Here is an 18516-nt window from a genome sequence, read left to right as displayed (position 1 = left end):
TTGGATAATAATACACAATGTTCGTTTATTGCACAATCTTAAAAGGTCGTAATTCGCAGACTTTCTAGCCAATTTACGGTACAGTATCGGGGTCTTACGTTTAGGGGTAAAGTATGTCTGATTTTTTAATTGCACCGTCGATTCTATCCGCAGATTTTGCAAGGCTTGGAGAGGATGTTGAAAAGGTATTGGCAGCAGGCGCTGATGTTGTACATTTTGATGTGATGGATAACCACTATGTACCTAACTTAACTTTTGGTCCAATGATTTGTGAGGCACTGAGAAATTACGGTGTGACTGCGCCAATTGATGTGCACTTGATGATTAAACCTGTCGACAGTTTGATCCCTGAGTTTGCCAAAGCAGGTGCAAGTATTATCACTTTTCATCCTGAAGCAAGTGATCATATTGATCGCAGCCTAGCATTGATCAAAGAATCTGGATGTAAAGCAGGCTTGGTGTTTAACCCAGGTACGCCGCTTCATTATCTCGATCATGTTATGGATAAAATAGATCAGATCTTATTGATGTCGGTAAATCCAGGTTTTGGTGGGCAAAGCTTTATCCCGCACACGCTAGAAAAGTTAAAAGAAGCGAGGGCACGTATCGAGTCTTCTGGTCGTGATATTCGTCTTGAAGTTGATGGTGGCATTAAAGTCGATAACATTGCTGAGGTTGCGGCTGCAGGTGCTGACATGTTTGTTGCTGGTTCTGCGATTTTTAACCAGCCCGACTATAAAGCCGTTATCGATGCAATGCGTCAAGAACTGGCAAAGGTAAAATAATGCGTTTTGAGGGGATTCTATTTGATCTCGATGGCACACTAGTTGATAGCGTCGAGGATATGTACATGGCGCTCAATTTAACGCTTTCTGAGCTTGCCCATCCTATTGTCAGCCATGCGCTGGTTCGTGAATGGGTCGGTAATGGTATCGATATGTTGGTAAAAAGAGGTCTCAGCGGTAGTAATGAGGTCAGTGAAAACTTATCGGAAAGTTTGGTGCACACCGCCGTTGAGCGTTTTAAAGTACACTATGATGAATTAGTGGGTCAGTATGCTGGATTATATCCACATGTTGAAACGGGACTATCTGCATTTGCGAATGTGCCAAAAGCCGTAGTGACCAATAAAAATCGCGCATTTACATTAAAACTGCTGGATAAATTAAACCTCACATCGCACTTTACTTGTATTGTGTGTGGTGATGATACAGACAAAAAGCCCTCACCAGCACCATTAATGCTGGCAGCAGAACGCTTAGGGATACCGACAGATAAGTTGATTATGGTAGGCGATTCCAAAAGCGATATTTTAGCGGCACAGGGGGCCAACATACCTGTGATTGCGCTTAATTATGGGTATAATCAAGGATTCGATTTGAAAGAGTTCAATCCACAGTACCTTTGTGATGGATTCTTAGATATTATTCCCATTATCAATCAACGTTAATTCAATGAAAAAATAAAGGAACGACATGAGTAAACCTGTAGTATTAAGTGGTATTCAGCCAACCGGTGGTATGACAATAGGCAATTACGTAGGTGCCATAAACCAGTGGCTTAAACTACAAAATGACCATGATTGTCACTTTATGCTAGTTGATTTACATGCTATTACTGTGCGTCAAGACCCTGCTCAATTACGCGAGCGTGTACTTGATGGTGTTGCGCTTTATACTGCATGTGGAATAGATCCAGATAAATCAGCGCTGTTCGTACAGTCACAGGTACCAGAACATGCGCAGTTGGGTTGGGTGTTAAACTGCTATGCCCAGATGGGCGAGTTAAACCGCATGACGCAGTTTAAAGATAAGTCAGCAAAACACTCAAACAACGTCAATGTGGGATTATTTGCGTATCCTGTTCTACAAGCTGCAGATATTTTATTGTATCAAGCTGATCAAGTGCCTGTGGGCGAGGATCAAAAGCAACATCTTGAACTGACACGTGATATTGCGACGCGCTTTAATAATCTATACGGTGATGTATTTAAGGTACCTGAACCTTATATTCCTGAGGTTGGCGCGCGAGTGATGAGCCTGCAAGATCCGTTGAAAAAGATGTCAAAGTCGGACGATAATCCAAACGCTTTTGTGATGCTGCTTGATGAGCCGAAAAAAATTGAGAAAAAGCTGAAAAAGGCTGTCACCGATTCTGATGAACAAGCGCGTATTTACTTTGATCGTGCTGAAAAGCCGGGCGTATCTAATTTATTAACTTTACTGAGCGTTGCAACTAAGCGTTCGGTTGATGAGTTAGTGCCGGAGTACGAAGACAAAATGTATGGACACTTGAAAAAAGATACAGCAGAAGCAGTTGTAAATATGCTAAACCCAATACAAGCCCGCTTTAAAGAAACCCGTGAAGATCGTGCTTTATTGGACGAAATTATGCGTAAAGGTGCTGAGAAAGCAGGCGCTCGTGCGGAGAAAACGTTAAAAGCGGTATATGATGCAATTGGGTTTATTCCGAGAGGCTAAACCTATTTTCACAATGGTGTGATTGGTATTGAGAGAAACTAGGGTCTGCTTAATGTAGGGCTTACTGTACATGAGGGTACAATTCTACTGCAATACCAATCATATACTACCTTGTATGCTTAGTGCATTTACATTTACTATATTTAATCAATACTTGTTTGTTGTTTTAGTTGTAGGGGTGCTTGCGACTAACAATGAAATAGTAAACTTACCCTCATCAAGAATTATTCTAAAAAAAGACATAAAATCACCTGTAAAGGACTAAATCCTTAATTCTTTATTAACTTTTAATTTTTATTAACAATTAAAATAATTTGAAATTTTGTATTTTTAATAATGTCTATTAGCAATAAGTCTTATATAAATTTATGGTTTTTATATAGTGACAATCTTATCCTTTCAATTATAAAAATTTATATTACATAGCTATTTTTATTCTTTTATACAATAAAAGTATATCAACAAGTTCTTATCCTTTTCTATCAGGCTATGGCTAAAGAAGTTCGCTATACTCTATGGCCGACAATACGAAATCCCCAAAGTGCACTTGCAGCATAGCTCCTCTTGCCTTTTCAATTGATATTCACGTGCAGCCACTCTATCAAATTAATAAAAACTCAAAAAGCAAATAATAATTATTACTAATTGAGGCTTGTTTAGTCTTTTTTAGAAAGCGCTGTATAACCTGAGAAATAAATACTCTGGATTAATAAAGTATTCCAAATTTTACCTCATGTACCAGAAATATTTCACTATGTACTACTTTTGGTACATTACTGAGAGGGATATGAATAATTTGCTATCTACAACGTGAGGAAATTTTAAAAAATGCTAATAAAGTCTTAAGAGTGACTCTTAAAGTTAATAGAGTAAGGTGGTCATTTATGTCGGATTTCATAAGTAATTCAATATTTAAATAGATAAATTTTCTCCGTGAAGAATGAATAATAGCTAACAAAAATTAGTTTTTTATTTACATGGCGTGGTTTTTGCTGCGGCGAGGTTGGTTTTAACCAAAAATAAGGAAAATTCAGAATGAATTTAAAATCTCTAGCATTAATCGGACTAATCTCAACTTCTGCTTCAGCAGCAACTCAGTTAGTCGAAAATAAATACCCAGTAACAAACCCTGAAGTATTCGGGAAGCAAGTCTTCGATGATGGCATGCATACTCTACGAGTATATGGTGAAGTGATGCACCTTGGTGGTGGTACTGTTAATACATGGATTTCTCTTGCAGCAGGTGGATACTATAAAATTGGTATGACTTTCTCACCAGAAATTCTTGATATTAATAATCTGCCTACTGAAGCGACGCACCATGATGCTTACTTAGACTTCCCTCGTCTAGCTGGAAGCCCATTCAAGCATTCTTATTTCTCATGGAATCCAGCGGGTCACGCGCCAACCAACATCTATGACATTGCACACTTTGATATCCACTTATCATTCTTTGAAAAAGAAGAGTTAGCGGCTATTCAGTTTGCAGATCCGGAAGGTCAAATTCTGCCTCCAGCAGAATACATGCCACCAACATCAATTGCGCAAACTTTCCCTGACGGCAGCTATATCAACGTGCCAAGTCAAGGTGTTCACTGGTATTACGAAGATACACCTGAATACAACGGTGGCGTATTTACAGAAACTATGTTGTGGGGTTCGTACAACGGCAAGCTTAGCTTTGTTGAGCCAATGATCACGTTCGACACAATTATGACTGAAACGTTCTTTGAAAAAGAGATCGATATGCCATTGTGTGTAGAAGCTACAGGCTTCTATCCAAAAGTGTACGGTTGGCAGCATAAGCAAAATGCGGAAGGACAAACATACATTGACGTGTATATGAAGGACTTCGTATTTATGCGTGCTAACGCACCTGGTTGTAGATAATAGGTGTAAAGGTGGCCGTTAGGTCACCTATTTTCACTTCAATGTTCCATCTTGATTAAAGTGCAGTTTTTATGAACAAAATATTCCATTGGATAGTCGTGATCTTAGTATTTATTTTAATAATGAGTACTTCATTCTTAGTTTATGCTTTTTATTCCGATACTTCAGATATTGATGAGACACTATCTACTCCAAAAGTTGCTAATAACGTTGTAACAAAGCAACCCGTGTATATCTGTCCGATGCACAGTCACATAATAAAAAACCATCAAGGTGAATGCCCGGTATGTGGCATGAAGCTAGAAGCTGTAACTCATCAACACGCAGAGGCTGATGCAAAAGCTGAAATTACCCTCTCAGGTTTAATGCAAGCCAATGTTTCTCTTTCTACCTCCAGTGTAGAACGTTCTACTCTATGGAAATATATCGAGACACTTGGTCAGGTGGATTATGACCGCAATCGTGTCCTTGACCTACACACTAAAGCGAAAGGTTGGATTGAAGCTTTAGCAGTAAACACAGCGGGGGAGAGAGTTTCCAAAGGACAGTTGCTGTATAAAATCTATTCGCCCGATTTAGTGGCTGCTCAGGATTATTATCTTGGTATTTTTAATAGTACCCGAATGAATAAGAAGCTACTTGAGCGCGCGTATTCTCGTCTGCTTTTATTGGGGATCACTGAAGATATAATCAAAGAAATAGAAAAGCTTGGTGACTCTATCGATATTTTACCGTTTTATGCCCCTTTTGACGGTGTCGTTTCTTCAATGAATATGCAAGAAGGCTCTTACGTTGTCCCAGAACAAAAAATGATGACGCTCTCTGATGCCTCAAATGTATGGGTAGTTGCTAATGTCTATGAACATCAAATCGACTGGGTGCGCTCGGGCAAGTGGGCAGAGGTTGACATACCAGCGTTAGGTATCGAAAAGCTAGAAGCTAAAATTGAGCACATCTATCCTGAATTAGACCCTGTTACTCGAACGCTGCGTGTGCACCTCTCGTTGGATAACGCCGAAAATATTATCAAAAAAAATATGATAGCGAATGTTCGTATCTATGGCGGTGGTAAAAAAGACGCAATTCATGTTCCTGAAAGTGCAGTGATCCGAACTGAGCATGAAAATAGAGTCATTGTTAAAGAAGGTAATAATCGTTTCATTCCCAAAGTCGTAAAAGTTGGCATTAGTACCCAAGGAAGAGTAGAAATATTACATGGGTTACAAGAGGGAGAAAAAGTCGTTACCTCAGGACAGTTTTTAATTGACTCGGAGTCTAGTATCAAAGAAGCCATATTACAAATGGCTCAAAGAGACGATTTAAGTAGTAACGAGAACTAACATGTTAGCGCAAATAATAATTCAAAGTTTAAAAAATAAATTTCTTGTTATGCTGGTGTTCTTGGGGCTGGGCTTAATGGGCTTTCGTGCACTAGATAAAATCCCATTGGACGCAATCCCTGACCTTACTGATGTTCAAGTCATCATTAAAACTTCCTATCCAGGTCAAGCATCCGAAATTGTTGAGCAACAAGTGACTTATCCACTGTCAACTTGGTTACTGTCTGTGGCTAAAGTGAAGGCTGTAAGGGGATGGTCATTCTTCGGTGACTCCTATGTCTATGTGATCTTTGAAGATGGAACGGATCCTTATTGGGCAAGAACGCGGGTACAGGAATATTTAAGCCGTGCAGAAGCCATTTTACCTGACGCTGCAAAACCTAGTATGGGGCCTGATGCTTCAGGTGTAGGTTGGATCTTTCAATATGTACTAAAAGACACAACAAACTCTCGTGACCTTAGTGAAATGAGAGAGTTGCAAGATTGGTTTTTAAAATTTGAACTGCAATCTGTGCCTGGTGTAAGTGAAGTTGCCACCGTTGGTGGCATGGAAAAGACCTATCAAGTTGTGCTTGATCCACTTAAATTGATGCAATATGGGCTCACCATAGCGCAAGTAAGAAGTGCAATTCATAATGCCAACAGTGAGCAGGGTGGCTCTGTGATGGAGATCGCTGAGGCGGAATACATGATCCGCGGCCGAGGATATTTAAGCACATTAGATGATTTCGATAACATTGCATTGGGCATTGTAAATGATGAAGGTATGCCGCTGACTTTGAAGCATGTGGCCACGATAAAAACAGGTCCACAGTTGCGCAGAGGAATTGCAGATCTTAACGGGCTAGGGGAAGTGGTTGGTGGTATTGTTATCATGCGAGATGGTGAAAATGCCTTAACGACCATCAATCATGTAAAAGCAAAGATTGCACAGTTAAGCTCAGCGTTACCTGATGGCGTTGAGTTTGAAGTGGTGTATGACAGAAGCAAGTTAATCACAGCCTCGGTCGATAATTTACAATCCAAAATACTTATAGAAATGGCTGTAGTCGCGGTTGTTTGTTTTGCCTTTTTACTACACATCCGCTCGACCTTAGTAGTGGTGCTGTCTATTCCCTTTTCGTTATTAATTGGCTTTTTAGCGATGCAGTGGTCAGGATTAAATGCAAATATAATGAGCCTTGGCGGGATCGCGATTGCCGTAGGTGCCTTGGTCGATTCGGCCATTGTGATGGTTGAAAATGTGAATAGACATCTATTAAATCATCAAAAGCGTACAGGCATACAACCTTCAAATCGAGAGAAATACAAAATAATTGAAACCGCAGCGACAGAAGTCGGGCCTGTTTTATTTATTTCACTACTGATTATTACAATTGGTTTTTTTCCGGTGTTTGCCTTAGAAGGTCAAGAAGGGAAACTATTTACGCCATTGGCACTGACGAAAACATTTGTGATGGCAGCAACCGCATTGCTCAGCGTCACTTTGGTGCCGGTATTAATGAGCTTGTTGATCAAAGGGCAGATCCCAGATGAAACTCGCAATCCACTGAATGCCATACTGATCCGCGGTTATACGCCGTTTATTAATTTTGCTTTGGCATCTCCCAAGCTTGTGATGTTTATTGGCGGAGTGGTAGCAGTATCAATGGTCTATCCATTGATGAAAATGGATAGCGAATTTATGCCTGATCTATACGAGGGAGACTTACTGTACATGCCCTCGACATTACCAGGGGTATCTATCGCCGAAGCGGGATCTATCTTACAAAAAACAGATCAACTGATAAAAACTGTCCCTGAGGTTGAGTCTGTTTTCGGTAAAGTTGGCCGTGCAGATACCGCAACCGATCCTGCACCACTCACTATGCTAGAAACGACAATTCAACTAAAACCTGTAGAGCAATGGCGTGCAGGTATGACACTTGAAAAGATCATTGCAGAGCTGGAGAGCAAAGTTAAGTTGCCTGGCGTGACAAACACTTGGGTACAACCGATTAAAACTAGAATTGATATGTTGTCTACTGGCGTGAAAACTCAGCTTGGTATAAAAATATCCGGTGAGAGTTTGACCGAGCTTACCGCGCTTGGTGAGCAGATAGAAGGGCTACTCAATCAGCTTGAAAGCACAGGATCTGTGTATGCCGAACGTACTCAATCTGGCAGGTATATAGATATTGAGCCAAATAGAGTCGAAGCTGCGAAATATGGCTTAATGATCTCAGATATTCAAGATGTCGTTAAATTTGCCTTAGGAGGCGCAAATGTTTCAGAAGTAGTCGATGGACGTACGCGTTTTCCAATTAATCTGAGATACCCAAGAGTCTATAGAGATAATATAGATGCCCTAGAAACGGTGCCATTTCTGACTCCAACTGGGGCTTGGGTGACTCTCGGGCAGGTTGCAAGCATTGAGGTCAAAGACGGACCTGCGGTAATAAAAAGTGAAAATGGCTTAATGAGCGCATGGGTGTTTATTTCTGTTACCCCGGACGTTGCTATTAGCGATTATGTCGATGAAGCAAGTGCTCTATTGGCAAGTAACATTGATTTACCTGAACGTTATACATACACGTTTACAGGCCAATACGAGCATATTGAACGACTAGAGAAAAAGTTACTAGAAGTTATCCCTCTGACGGTATTGGTTATCTTCGTGTTGCTTTACATTGCGTTTCGTTCGAGCGCGCAGGCTTTGCTGGTGCTCTGTACATTGCCTATCGCAATTTCAGGTGCACTTTGGTTTGTTTACTTTTGTGGTTATCCAATATCTGGTGCGGTCGTTGTCGGAATGATTGCACTAGGCGGTGTTGCAGCTGAGTTTGGTGTGGTGATCACCTTGTATTTAAATCAGGCTCGCGCCGAGCAAAGTAATCTGGTTGAAGCTGTTCGAGAAGGTGCATTATTGCGTATACGGCCAAAAGCGATGACCGTCTTCACTATTGTTGCGGGGTTGATCCCTATTATGTTTAGTATGGGTAGTGGGGATCAAATTATGCAGAAAATTGCTGCGCCAATGATAGGTGGAATGTTGGTCAGCCCAATCATGTCTATGTTGGTTATTCCTGCGGGATACCTAGTTTTATATAGATATAAACAAAGGAAATTGGAGGAATAAATGAAACTAAAAGACTTTGCATTGGCCATTCTCGTCACTGCGATTTGGGGCTGGAACTTTTCCATTATTAAGTTGGGACTAGACACTTTAGACCCGTTCATGCTGGCAGGACTGAGGTTTTTGTTTTGTGCTATCCCATTGATTTTTTTCATTGAAAGACCGAATACCTCAATAAAGGCCATTGCTTTTTATGGGCTGTTATTTGGCACCGGCGTTTGGGGAATGGTGAATCTAGGGGTTTACCTTGGCGTCTCGGCAGGTGTTGCTTCTTTGTTGTTACAGTTTAGTGCTTTCTTTACGGTCTTCTTTGGGATGATCTTTTTTAAAGAAAAAGTTGGATTACAACAATGGATAGGTTTCTCGTTAGCAATGCTAGGTTTGCTGTTGGTATTAAACTTGACCGATGGCAGTGTTTCATACCTTGGTGTCGCTTTTGTATTACTGGGTGCGCTGTGTTGGGCGTTAACGAATGTAGTGGTGAAGCAAGTGAAACCGAACAATGTGTTTTCATTTGTAGTGTGGGCGTGTCTGTTTTCTGCTTTCCCGCTATTTTTGTTAGGTTATTTTGTCAATGGTGCAGAGGCAATGCTATTAATGACCAAAAATATCAATAGCATGGCGCTATTTTCTATTTTCTTCCAAATATATCCAGCCACGCTGTTTAGCTTCTGGATCTGGAGTTCATTAATGAAGCAATATCCTATTTCTACGGTTGCACCGATCTCTTTGGTTGTACCTTTATTTGGATTGATGGGGTCAATGGTGATCTTTAATGAAGAGATAAATGCGGAAAAGATCATCGCGTTTGCCTTGATCTTGACAGGATTGATCGTTGGGTTATTCGGTAACAAGTTTTATCGCATGTTGGTGCCAGCACCAAAACAAGCATAAGTTTCAACCTTCACTTTGAATGAAGCTTTCACACTATGAAAAACCTTTGAAACAGCATGCTAGGCAGGTTAAATAAGGTTTTCAAGCTATCTTTTAAAAGCCATTGATCCGATAAGCATCAATGGCTTTTTACTTTTTATTAATTCGTACTTTATCGTTGCTGGCGCGAGTGGCACCGTACTCGCGTAGTCTCTACTCGATAAAATCGGCTATCGGCTAATCATGAGTATGTACTGAGTTTAATTGGCTGATCTTCCCTAAATCTAAGCGAACTTTTCTTTACAAGTAGGGGGTAATGACCTCTAAAAGTTGCAACTCCCCCAAAAATGAAACAGTTCATAAGTAGAATTTTCTATTACCTAATATAAGAAAGAGCCGGGAATTCAACTCCGAAGTACACCCCCGTTAAAGCGGGCTGTCTGAGAGTATCAATTATCCGATGCTCAGGTTTTATAGGTGCAGGTACTTTAGTGAATGTAGGGCGCGGGTAACTTTGATGGCTTAAAGGCTGATATTATAAGCGAAAAAGCCACAGCAAAGAGTAGGCTTTGTTGTGGCTTCAGCAGTTAGAACTCAAAATTAAATAAAGACTTTTATTTCACTTTGGTCGTCATGACGAAGTACACGTTTAAGTACTTTGCCAGTTACCCCTTCTGGCGCATAGGCATTAGCGTTGGATACCACCGAGATACTGTTGAGCGGCATCACGTTGTGCGCTTGTAACCAGGTGTTTATTTGCGCTAACAAATCATACAAGTATGATTCTTGCGTATTTTCAGTGACCAAATCAACTCGGATTGCGACCTTAGTTGCTTGTTTGTCATCTAAGTATGTATAGATTGAGCAGTCAAAGATCTCATCAAAACGTTTGAGGATCAGCTCTTCTGTTAATAAGCTATACAGTGTTCCATCTTGGGTTTCAATTTTGTCGGTGATCCTATCTAAATGATAGAAATAACCAAGTGTATCCTTACGCACCAGATCGCCTGTGATCCAGTAGCCATTGACACGTGATTTCTCACTGATCAACGAACTATTCCAATACCCAGGTGTAAGCGAAGGAGATTTAATCCCGAGCCGGCCAACTTGACCTGCAGGAAGTAAATTACCATCGTCATCCAATACCTGAGCATCAACCCAAGGTTGTGGCTTGCCAACGCAACGGTCATAGTCGCGTTTACCGCGGTAATGATTTACGGTGAAAAGGGAAGATCCCATTTCTGATGAACCCAAACCGTCAATATAAACAGAGCCAGGCTTGCGCTCTGCATTGTTAAAGTGGCTGCCCCATTCAGTTAAATGCTTCACATGTCTCTCATGTGCAGCATCTCCTGTACTACGCCAGTAATTAACGCTTTGTAGCAACTCTGGGTTGGGCTCATCTCTTACTAGTTCAACGAAAATCTTTGGAAATGCTACAACAAAGTTTGGCTTAAAGCTGTCAATTTGTGCCGCTAAGCTCTTTGGTGATTTATCGCTCAGTACCAAAGTTGGACAACCGCGCATACTGGCTTCCATTAGATAGGCCAATCCCGAATTATGGGAGTGTGGCAACGCCGTTAAATAGCGGTCTAAGTTATCGATTGGATTACCCAGCCTGAACCGAATACCATGAAAATATGGTTTATGTGCAGCGATAACGGCCTTTGGAATACCAGTTGTACCAGAGGTATGAGTTAGTAGTACAGGATCTAACGCATTGTGTACAAAAGGATAAACCGAAGGTAATTGTGTTGTCGCTTTTTGTTTAACTACTTCATCAATGATAAAAAACTGAATATCATCATGTTTATCAATTGCTGTGAGCTCTGACAAGCGATTCTCAGTAGTTAACACAAGTTTTGCCTCAATATGTTGAATGTACTGAATAGCAATACTTGGTGCAAGCTTACTGTTGATCAGTGCTGGAACCGCACCTAAGCTTGATAGCGCAATAAACTGGATGAAATAGTCTATCGTATCATCAATAAATACCGCAATTACATCTTTAGCAGTAACCCCTTGCGCATGATAAAAAGCAGACCACTGCTTTGCAGTATTAAGCAAACTCTGATGTGAGAAGCTAAAAATTTGCGTATTATCAAAACCAATAATTGGTCGCTCTAAAAAGATATAATCATGATCTTTATAGCTGTTTTCTCGCAGTAAATAGTGCAGGAAATTACCTGCACCTAACTGATCATTTTGAAGTAATTTGCAAAGTTCAAAAGGATCTATTTGGCTCATTGATTACTCCTTAACCGGCATAACTAACAGACTCTTGCTCATCCACAACGCTCATAGAAGGTTGTGAAGCGCAAGGAGTGTTACGCAATACTTTTGCGAGGCGAGAGAGTAAAAAGTCTTTGTTATCGCTTTGGAATACACCTCTACCAATACATAGACCTTTCGCACCATATTCCATCGCTGATTGTGCCTTATGCAATAGAATATTTTCGTCACCTTTCTCGCCGCCGGCAAAAAATATTGGCGTGCCATCGTCAGAAGCACTCAGAAGATCAGGAAGGTACTCATCTTTCTCAGGAAAGCCAATTTTGAGTGCATCACTACCAAGCTCAACACCCATGCGGATAAATGAGCGCATGCGATCAACAGCCTCAAGACCTTGAGCATTTGCTTTGTCATATACCATGCTTAGCAAAGGGATCCCAAGGGCGTGTGCTTTGTCAGCAACAGCGCCAAGTAATCGCGTATTATGTGCAGCGTTGCTTTCGGTAAAGTTAACCTGGATTGATACCGCATCTGCTCCCAATTGAACCGCATAGGCCAAATCAGTAACTAGTTGCTTAGTATCAGCATCCTCAAATAGGCTATTCATACCATTCAAGTGAACCATCACTCCCGTTGAGGAGGGGATTGCATCTGCTAAGATTAGCTTCTCAATCATCCCTTTATGCGCGATGATTGCACTAATATTTGCATTGCTTACCCAGCTTTGAATTGCTTGAGTAGACTCAATTCCTTTGATAGGACCTACAGTAAGGCCGTGATCAATGGGCACAATAAGCCCCGCAGATTGCTCTGGATAGAGCAGTCTGCTTAAACGTAACTTTCTTCCAAAATAACTCATATTGACTAATCCTTTGAGTTGAGCTGTGATTACTTCTCTATGATGTTTTCATCTATTTTGATACCAACGTGACGACCAACTTCAGTGGTGTAGCCCAGTACTTTGTCACCAGCTTTTAGTTCAGAAATGTTCAGTGGTTTAGCATCTGCAGAGAAGATACGAACATGCCAGTCATCCTGCATGATGACGTTCACTTGTTCACCATTAGGGAACTCGACTTCAATAATACGTAGTGGGCGTTTTTCGATTTTTACACGACCTACAGGTGCAGTTCTTACGCGACCTTTAGAGTTTACTAGCATGACATTAGAGCCTGCTTTTAGCTCTGACATGTAATCTGTTCTGTCGTTGGTGTTATAGACATAGCTGTGTACGGCACCAGCATTAACTCTAAACGGACGTAGCTCCATATATGGTAGGAAGTAAACTTCAGGACAACATAAAATACCGCCTTGAGATGTTGAGCCAACTAACATACCTTCATCATCATCAAATAACGTACCAGTGTCGATACATGCGCGGTAACCCATACCTACCGGGTAGCTTGCTTTTACAGTACCAACTTGAATAGGCAGATTATCTTGCTCACGATGTTCCATACGAGAGATAAACTCGTCTAAATACGAGTGTTCTTCAGGTGAGTAAATAACACCTTCTGCACCGTATTCCATTACACCTAATGTAACAATTGCGTCATCAACATCTCTTGGTGATGAGATTTGCTTCATTAGAATAGTGTTGGTTTTTTGCAAAGATGCGATCACAAGCTCGAGTGGAATATTTGTTGGATCTTTAAATAGGATACTTAAATAATCTGCCTTTAAACCATCATATACTGAACTGTGTAGGCTATCGTTGTCATCTACATAACAGTGATAACATACTGAAAAGCCCTCTTCTTTTAGAGGTAGAATCATCTGGTTATCAGTGTAGCTAACGACCAATCTTTTTGACTTATCTTCTTTAAACTGTTTACAAAGCTTGCTCTTCTTAAATTGCTCAAGCTCTTTTTTATCAGATAGCTTTAAGATAACTAACATTCTGTTAGGAATGTACTTAATTAAATTCTCGATATTATTTAAATAAGTAATAATACCTGAATACTGTAAATTAATTATTCTTGCAAACATGTCGTCATCCGGAGACTGTTGCTTTAGATTTTTTGTATCAAACCAGATGATAGGTCCATTCAGCTCGGCTCTTTTATCATTTTTACCTTCGCCGATATTGCTTAATTTAATCGCATTACGGCGATTAATATTTTCAGCTGTTTCATACTGTTCAGTTACCTGTTCATCTTTTTTGACGGTAGCTTCCATTTTCTTGTCCTTAAATTATTGAGTAGTTGATTTGGTCGACATAGGTAGAGCAAGAAACGAACCACAATAAAACTTCTTTTAAATCATGTGCTTGATTGTTCGTCTAACAGGGGCGGGATAGAAAAAAGTACATGGTGTATTTTTTTTGTTACTGATCTATTAGATAATTTACAATGTAACATATTGTTAAAGGTTTTTAGTTGATTTAGCAGTCTGGATGGTTGCTTATATATGTAAATGTTGTGTTTCTTTTGTTTTTAAGTGGTATATGTATTTAGTGTTTTACATATATGTATACAAATGTATTGTTTTTGTTTTGTTTGAAGTGGTGTATCTTCCTCGATTAGGAATGGATAACAACAGGTGGTAGTAATGCTGAAAAAGGTATCGACATTTTTAAAAGTCGTAGAGTGTGGAAGTTTTAGTAAAGCAGCCGATGTATTAGGAGTTAGCCCTTCATCTATTTCACGTCAGATCAGTCAACTTGAGGATCAAGTAAAAGGTAAACTACTTAAAAGGACTGCAAGGTCTATCGCATTAACAGAAGTAGGAAGAGAGTATTATAAACAGGCTGCTAAAATCATTCAGGACATTGAAAGTTTAAATTCAATAGGTCAATCTCAGTGTTCTGAGGTTGAGGGTACGCTTAATATATCAGTATTTGAATCATTCGGTCTCAAGTATATCGCTCCATTATTACCTAAGTTTTTACAACAGCATCCTAATTTATCTGTGGAGTTAGACCTGAGTAATGATGTCGTCGATTTATATCGAGAACGTTTTGATGTAGGTATTCGTTTGGGCGTGCCAAAAGACTCTCGTCTTGTTGTTAGGCCGTTGCTCAAAAATAATATGGTGTTGTGTGCATCACCTGAATACCTAAAACAGCACGGTACCATTAAACATCCTAACGAGTTGACGCTACACAATTGTTTGTCACTATGTCGCAATGGTAAGGGCGTAAAATGGAGTTTTTGCCATGAAGGAGAAAAAATTAATGTTGATGTAAAAGGAAACCTTATTTCTGCTGGTGGCCAGGTGTTAATTGAAGCGGCTAAGCAGGGGCTTGGGTATGTTCTATTGCCTGAATGGGCATTACTAAAAGATTTACAAAGTGGTAATTTAGTTCAGTGTTTAGATAACTGGGAAGCGGATATTGGTCGAACACAAATTTATGTGTTTTATTTAAAAGATAATTTTACTCAAAATAATATTCAGGCGTTTTTTAATTTCCTCAAACAAGAATTACCAAGTCAATTTATCATTTAACCTGCTAACCTATTACACATAAATTTGACGTAGTAGTAAGGGATAACCGTCGCTAGAGAGCAAGTTATTATCTTTAATTCAGGTTATTTAATCTACACCACATATTGGAAGCAGGAGCAATTGCCCCTGCTTTTATGGCTACTATAGCTGAGTCACGCTTTCTTTGGCGATAGCCAGATGCAGCTCTTGTAGCAATGCCAACAAGTGTTGAGGTTCGACGACAAAGCTCATCACGCTCTCATGACCAAGGCCAAAGGTTCTAATCACTGGGTGCTCATCAAGCAAGTTAGTTACGTAGGTGGTAAAACGGTTGGCTTGGTTTAATTGGCTACCCACGATAGAAGCTAAAGATAAGTCTTGTTCACATTGGATCAAAATATCTTCAAAACCGTTAGAGATCAGGTATTGATCAATTTCATTGAGGCGTGCTTCGTCCATATTTTGGGTGATCAACACAATGCTATTTGCATGTAACTCGCAGACTTGAAAATGAAGTCCCAATTGTGTGATCAATGCAAGTAGTAATTGGATCCGTGTTAGCTCTGCAAGACCGCTTTGATTGATCGTTAATAATGATACATTATTCAAATAAGTGACAGAGTATGCACCTGTTGGTTCATTGATATTATGGATCAACGTATGCTTCCCTGAGGGTTTAAAAGTAGAAGCTACTTTAATAGGAATACATCCTTGCATTGCCGGTTCAATAGACTTTCTGTGAAGCACTTTAGCTCCCAAGTTTGCCAGCATAGCAGTAGCACGATAGCTTAATTCCTCAATCGCAAACGTATCAGCAATAATACGCGGATCTCCTGAATATACACCTTCGACATCAGTCCAAATTTGTAACTCTGTTGCTTGGCTTGCTTGGGCGATGATTGCTGCACTAAAATCACTGCCGCCACGACCCAAAGTAACGAGCTCGTCAGTCTCGATGTGTTTTGCAATAAATCCCTGAGTAACGATAAGTTGCTCTGAAGGAAGTAACTCAAGTTGTTGCTGACAAGCTTGAGTGCACAATGCAATATCGACTTGATAGTCATCATACTCATCACCGCTAACAGAAATGAGTTCTAACGCACTGCGCTCTTGATTTTGCAAGCGACAGCTGGCAAAAATCATTGAGACTAGCTTTGAGGAAATGATTTCGCCCATCGAAATAATCGTGTGATAGTCGCTGTTATTTCGAGTGTGAAAGAAGCGGGAGGCTTTCCTTGCCAATTGTTCAAGCCATATTGAGATCGCTTCATTACATACCTGTTGCAGTGGTAAGCCGTACATTGGTAGTGTGAAGTTTTCATAAAATTGGGTGATCTCAGAATGGATCAAGCTGATGTGCTCTAAAGAACGAGAACGGGTCAAAGCAACCAGTTTTTCAGTGATCCCTGCTTGGGCACTGACTACAACCACTTTCACTGATTTATCATTTTTGACTATATTGGCGCACTGCAAAATAGATTCAAAAGAAGCTACACTTGTTCCGCCGAATTTCGCAACCTTTAAAGCACTCATGGAATTATCCTTATACGTTATATGTTCCTGCAACAGTTCCAATTGACAATACCAAGCGGTTCCAGCTATTGATACCGATCACAGCCAAGCTTAGCTCACCAATTTCACTGTTTGAGAAATAGGCTCTGACTTCTTCATACACGTGGTTTGGTACCTGTTCTGTTGAGATGTTAGTGAGCGTTTCTGTCCATAATAAAACCGCACGCTCTTTCTCATCAAAGTAAGGCGTTTCTCTCCAATTTTGCACATTGATTAATTCATGAACATCAAGCCCATCTTTTTGCGCATTTTTGAAGTGCATATCAACACAAAATGCACAACCGTTAATCTGCGAAGCATACAATTTGATCAGGTGTAGTAATTTCTTATCAATTGAGCTTGACTGGATATTCTGCTCCATATTCATAAGAGAATTGAAGACAAACTCAGGCATATCTTTATAAGTCATTCTTTCTTTCACGGTTGTTCTCCTTACATTTAGTATGTTAACCAGAATGAACAAGGCAAAATTTAAGCCAAGGTTAATTTATTTTTCTATTGTTATGATATTTATAGGTTTTTTGTTGGTTTTTGCTGGGAGGCATGGTTTCAGCATGGAGAAAGGTGAAATTATGTTTTGCTCTGAGTACCCAATGTAATCAATCTAGTACTTCGCGCCACTGAATAGCTAAGTGAAAGTTTAAAAATTCATATTTATCAATGTGTTGGATGTTTGGCATGGAATTTGGTTATTACCCTGTAACACGAGAGGATTTGAATTTTATTTGAGGGTGTGGCCATGTCACAAGACGATTTAGAAAAAGCGAAAAGGATTATACGATTTTTTCATCCGGAAAAACGTTTCAGTTTTATGTCGGGTGCGAATGATCCTGCGGTATTAGCAGCAATGTTTGGTGTACCCCAAGACACCTACCTTGCGATCCGAAACGAGTTTGAACTTAACGTCAACCTTGCTGCGCGAGAGCTGCTTAATGAACCTGATTACCTAAAAAGCATTCAACAGATCCCGCTTGTAGATAATGCCACCATTGCAGTGATCGGTGATAGTTTGACGGATGATTATCAATCTTGGTTTGAAATCTTGCAAAAAAGTTTTCAGATTGCCCGTCCTGAAGCCAATATCACTTGGGTAAACACGGCATTGTCTGGTGATACCACAATGCAGCTATTTTCAACATTAACTCAAATAGAAGCGGTAAAACCTGATTACCTATTTTGCTTGATTGGTACCAATGATGGCCGAGTTCATGGTGATGGCAAAAAGTCATGCACTGGATTTAGAGAGGTGATTGATAACCTGTCTGAAATCGCTACGCGTGCTGAATCTTGTGTGCAAAAAGAGTTTATCTGGATCACTCCTGTAGGTGTTCAAGAAGATTGGATCAAAGAAGATTGGCTACTGAATAAGTTTAACGCTTCTTGGAGTCATCAACAGATCTTACAAACCGCTGAGCTGATCCGTACTCGCCCAGAAAAACACATCGATATTACCGAGATTTTTGCAGGTGAAAGGCGTGACGCCATGTTCCTTGAAGATGGCTTACATTGGAGCCTACAAGGACAGAAATCGGTGGCTAGAAGTGTTGTCGCAGGTTTCCATCGCATTTTGATGCAGCGCTAAGGAGTG

The 18516-nt window shown here is 40.2% G+C and carries 14 protein-coding genes; 9 read left to right on the top strand and 5 right to left on the bottom strand.

Annotation, left to right across the window (positions count from 1 at the left end):
- Nucleotides 1-113: 113 nt before the first annotated feature.
- From rpe to EAG18_RS10205, 7 genes are all read left to right on the top strand, one after another.
- The gene (rpe, locus tag EAG18_RS10235) at nucleotides 114-785 is read left to right on the top strand and encodes a ribulose-phosphate 3-epimerase (protein WP_125252286.1); all 672 of its coding nucleotides are present in this window, start codon (nucleotides 114-116) and stop codon (nucleotides 783-785) included.
- Nucleotides 785-1450 carry an HAD-IA family hydrolase gene (locus EAG18_RS10230; RefSeq protein WP_125252285.1) on the top strand — a complete coding sequence of 222 codons (666 nt, stop codon included), beginning with the start codon at nucleotides 785-787 and terminating at the stop codon, nucleotides 1448-1450. Before rpe ends, EAG18_RS10230 begins: the two co-directional genes overlap by 1 nt.
- Before the next feature lie 25 nt (nucleotides 1451-1475).
- Nucleotides 1476-2480: a tryptophan--tRNA ligase gene (gene trpS / locus EAG18_RS10225; protein ID WP_125252284.1), complete on the top strand. Its 1005-nt coding sequence runs from the start codon at nucleotides 1476-1478 to the stop codon at nucleotides 2478-2480.
- Nucleotides 2481-3515: 1035 nt separating this feature from the next.
- On the top strand, nucleotides 3516-4370 hold the full coding sequence (locus EAG18_RS10220; protein WP_125252283.1) for a hypothetical protein: 855 nt from the start codon (nucleotides 3516-3518) through the stop codon (nucleotides 4368-4370).
- A 71-nt stretch (nucleotides 4371-4441) separates the two neighbouring features.
- Nucleotides 4442-5710: an efflux RND transporter periplasmic adaptor subunit gene (locus EAG18_RS10215; RefSeq protein ID WP_275557266.1), complete on the top strand. Its 1269-nt coding sequence runs from the start codon at nucleotides 4442-4444 to the stop codon at nucleotides 5708-5710.
- Nucleotide 5711: 1 nt separating this feature from the next.
- The gene (locus EAG18_RS10210; protein ID WP_125252282.1) at nucleotides 5712-8828 is read left to right on the top strand and encodes a CusA/CzcA family heavy metal efflux RND transporter; all 3117 of its coding nucleotides are present in this window, start codon (nucleotides 5712-5714) and stop codon (nucleotides 8826-8828) included.
- A complete protein-coding gene (locus tag EAG18_RS10205; RefSeq protein WP_125252281.1) occupies nucleotides 8829-9719 on the top strand; it encodes an EamA family transporter in 891 nt (296 codons plus the stop codon).
- A gap of 579 nt (nucleotides 9720-10298) precedes the next feature.
- On the opposite strand, the gene EAG18_RS10200 is transcribed toward EAG18_RS10205, so the two are convergent.
- The 3 genes from EAG18_RS10200 to EAG18_RS10190 are packed head-to-tail and all read right to left on the bottom strand — an operon-like array spanning nucleotide 10299 to nucleotide 14108.
- Complete coding sequence (locus EAG18_RS10200; RefSeq protein WP_125252280.1) at nucleotides 10299-11945, bottom strand: class I adenylate-forming enzyme family protein; 1647 nt, start codon at nucleotides 11943-11945, stop codon at nucleotides 10299-10301.
- 10 nt (nucleotides 11946-11955) lie between these two features.
- Nucleotides 11956-12789, bottom strand: a complete 834-nt coding sequence (locus EAG18_RS10195) for an aldolase (RefSeq protein ID WP_125252279.1) — start codon at nucleotides 12787-12789, stop codon at nucleotides 11956-11958.
- Between the two features lie 29 nt (nucleotides 12790-12818).
- Entirely contained in the window at nucleotides 12819-14108 is a 1290-nt protein-coding gene (locus EAG18_RS10190) for a 3-dehydroquinate synthase II (protein WP_125252278.1), read from the bottom strand.
- 372 nt (nucleotides 14109-14480) lie between these two features.
- Here EAG18_RS10190 and EAG18_RS10185 point away from each other — a divergent pair, with 372 nt between their 5' ends.
- A complete protein-coding gene (locus EAG18_RS10185) occupies nucleotides 14481-15377 on the top strand; it encodes a LysR family transcriptional regulator (protein WP_125252277.1) in 897 nt (298 codons plus the stop codon).
- Between the two features lie 141 nt (nucleotides 15378-15518).
- Here EAG18_RS10185 and EAG18_RS10180 read toward each other — a convergent pair whose 3' ends face one another.
- Nucleotides 15519-16889 carry an aspartate kinase gene (locus EAG18_RS10180; protein ID WP_125252276.1) on the bottom strand — a complete coding sequence of 457 codons (1371 nt, stop codon included), beginning with the start codon at nucleotides 16887-16889 and terminating at the stop codon, nucleotides 15519-15521.
- A 10-nt stretch (nucleotides 16890-16899) separates the two neighbouring features.
- Complete coding sequence (locus tag EAG18_RS10175) at nucleotides 16900-17349, bottom strand: carboxymuconolactone decarboxylase family protein (RefSeq protein ID WP_125252275.1); 450 nt, start codon at nucleotides 17347-17349, stop codon at nucleotides 16900-16902.
- A gap of 318 nt (nucleotides 17350-17667) precedes the next feature.
- On the opposite strand from EAG18_RS10175, the gene EAG18_RS10170 reads away from it, so the two are divergent.
- On the top strand, nucleotides 17668-18510 hold the full coding sequence (locus EAG18_RS10170; RefSeq protein ID WP_125252274.1) for an SGNH/GDSL hydrolase family protein: 843 nt from the start codon (nucleotides 17668-17670) through the stop codon (nucleotides 18508-18510).
- Nucleotides 18511-18516: the final 6 nt, after the last annotated feature.

Origin of the sequence: Pseudoalteromonas sp. J010 (assembly GCF_003934235.1) — a bacterium.
GTDB classification, from domain to species: domain Bacteria; phylum Pseudomonadota; class Gammaproteobacteria; order Enterobacterales; family Alteromonadaceae; genus Pseudoalteromonas; species Pseudoalteromonas peptidolytica.
Note: the sequence above shows the minus strand (reverse complement) of the source record. Positions and strands in the feature narration are given on the sequence as shown.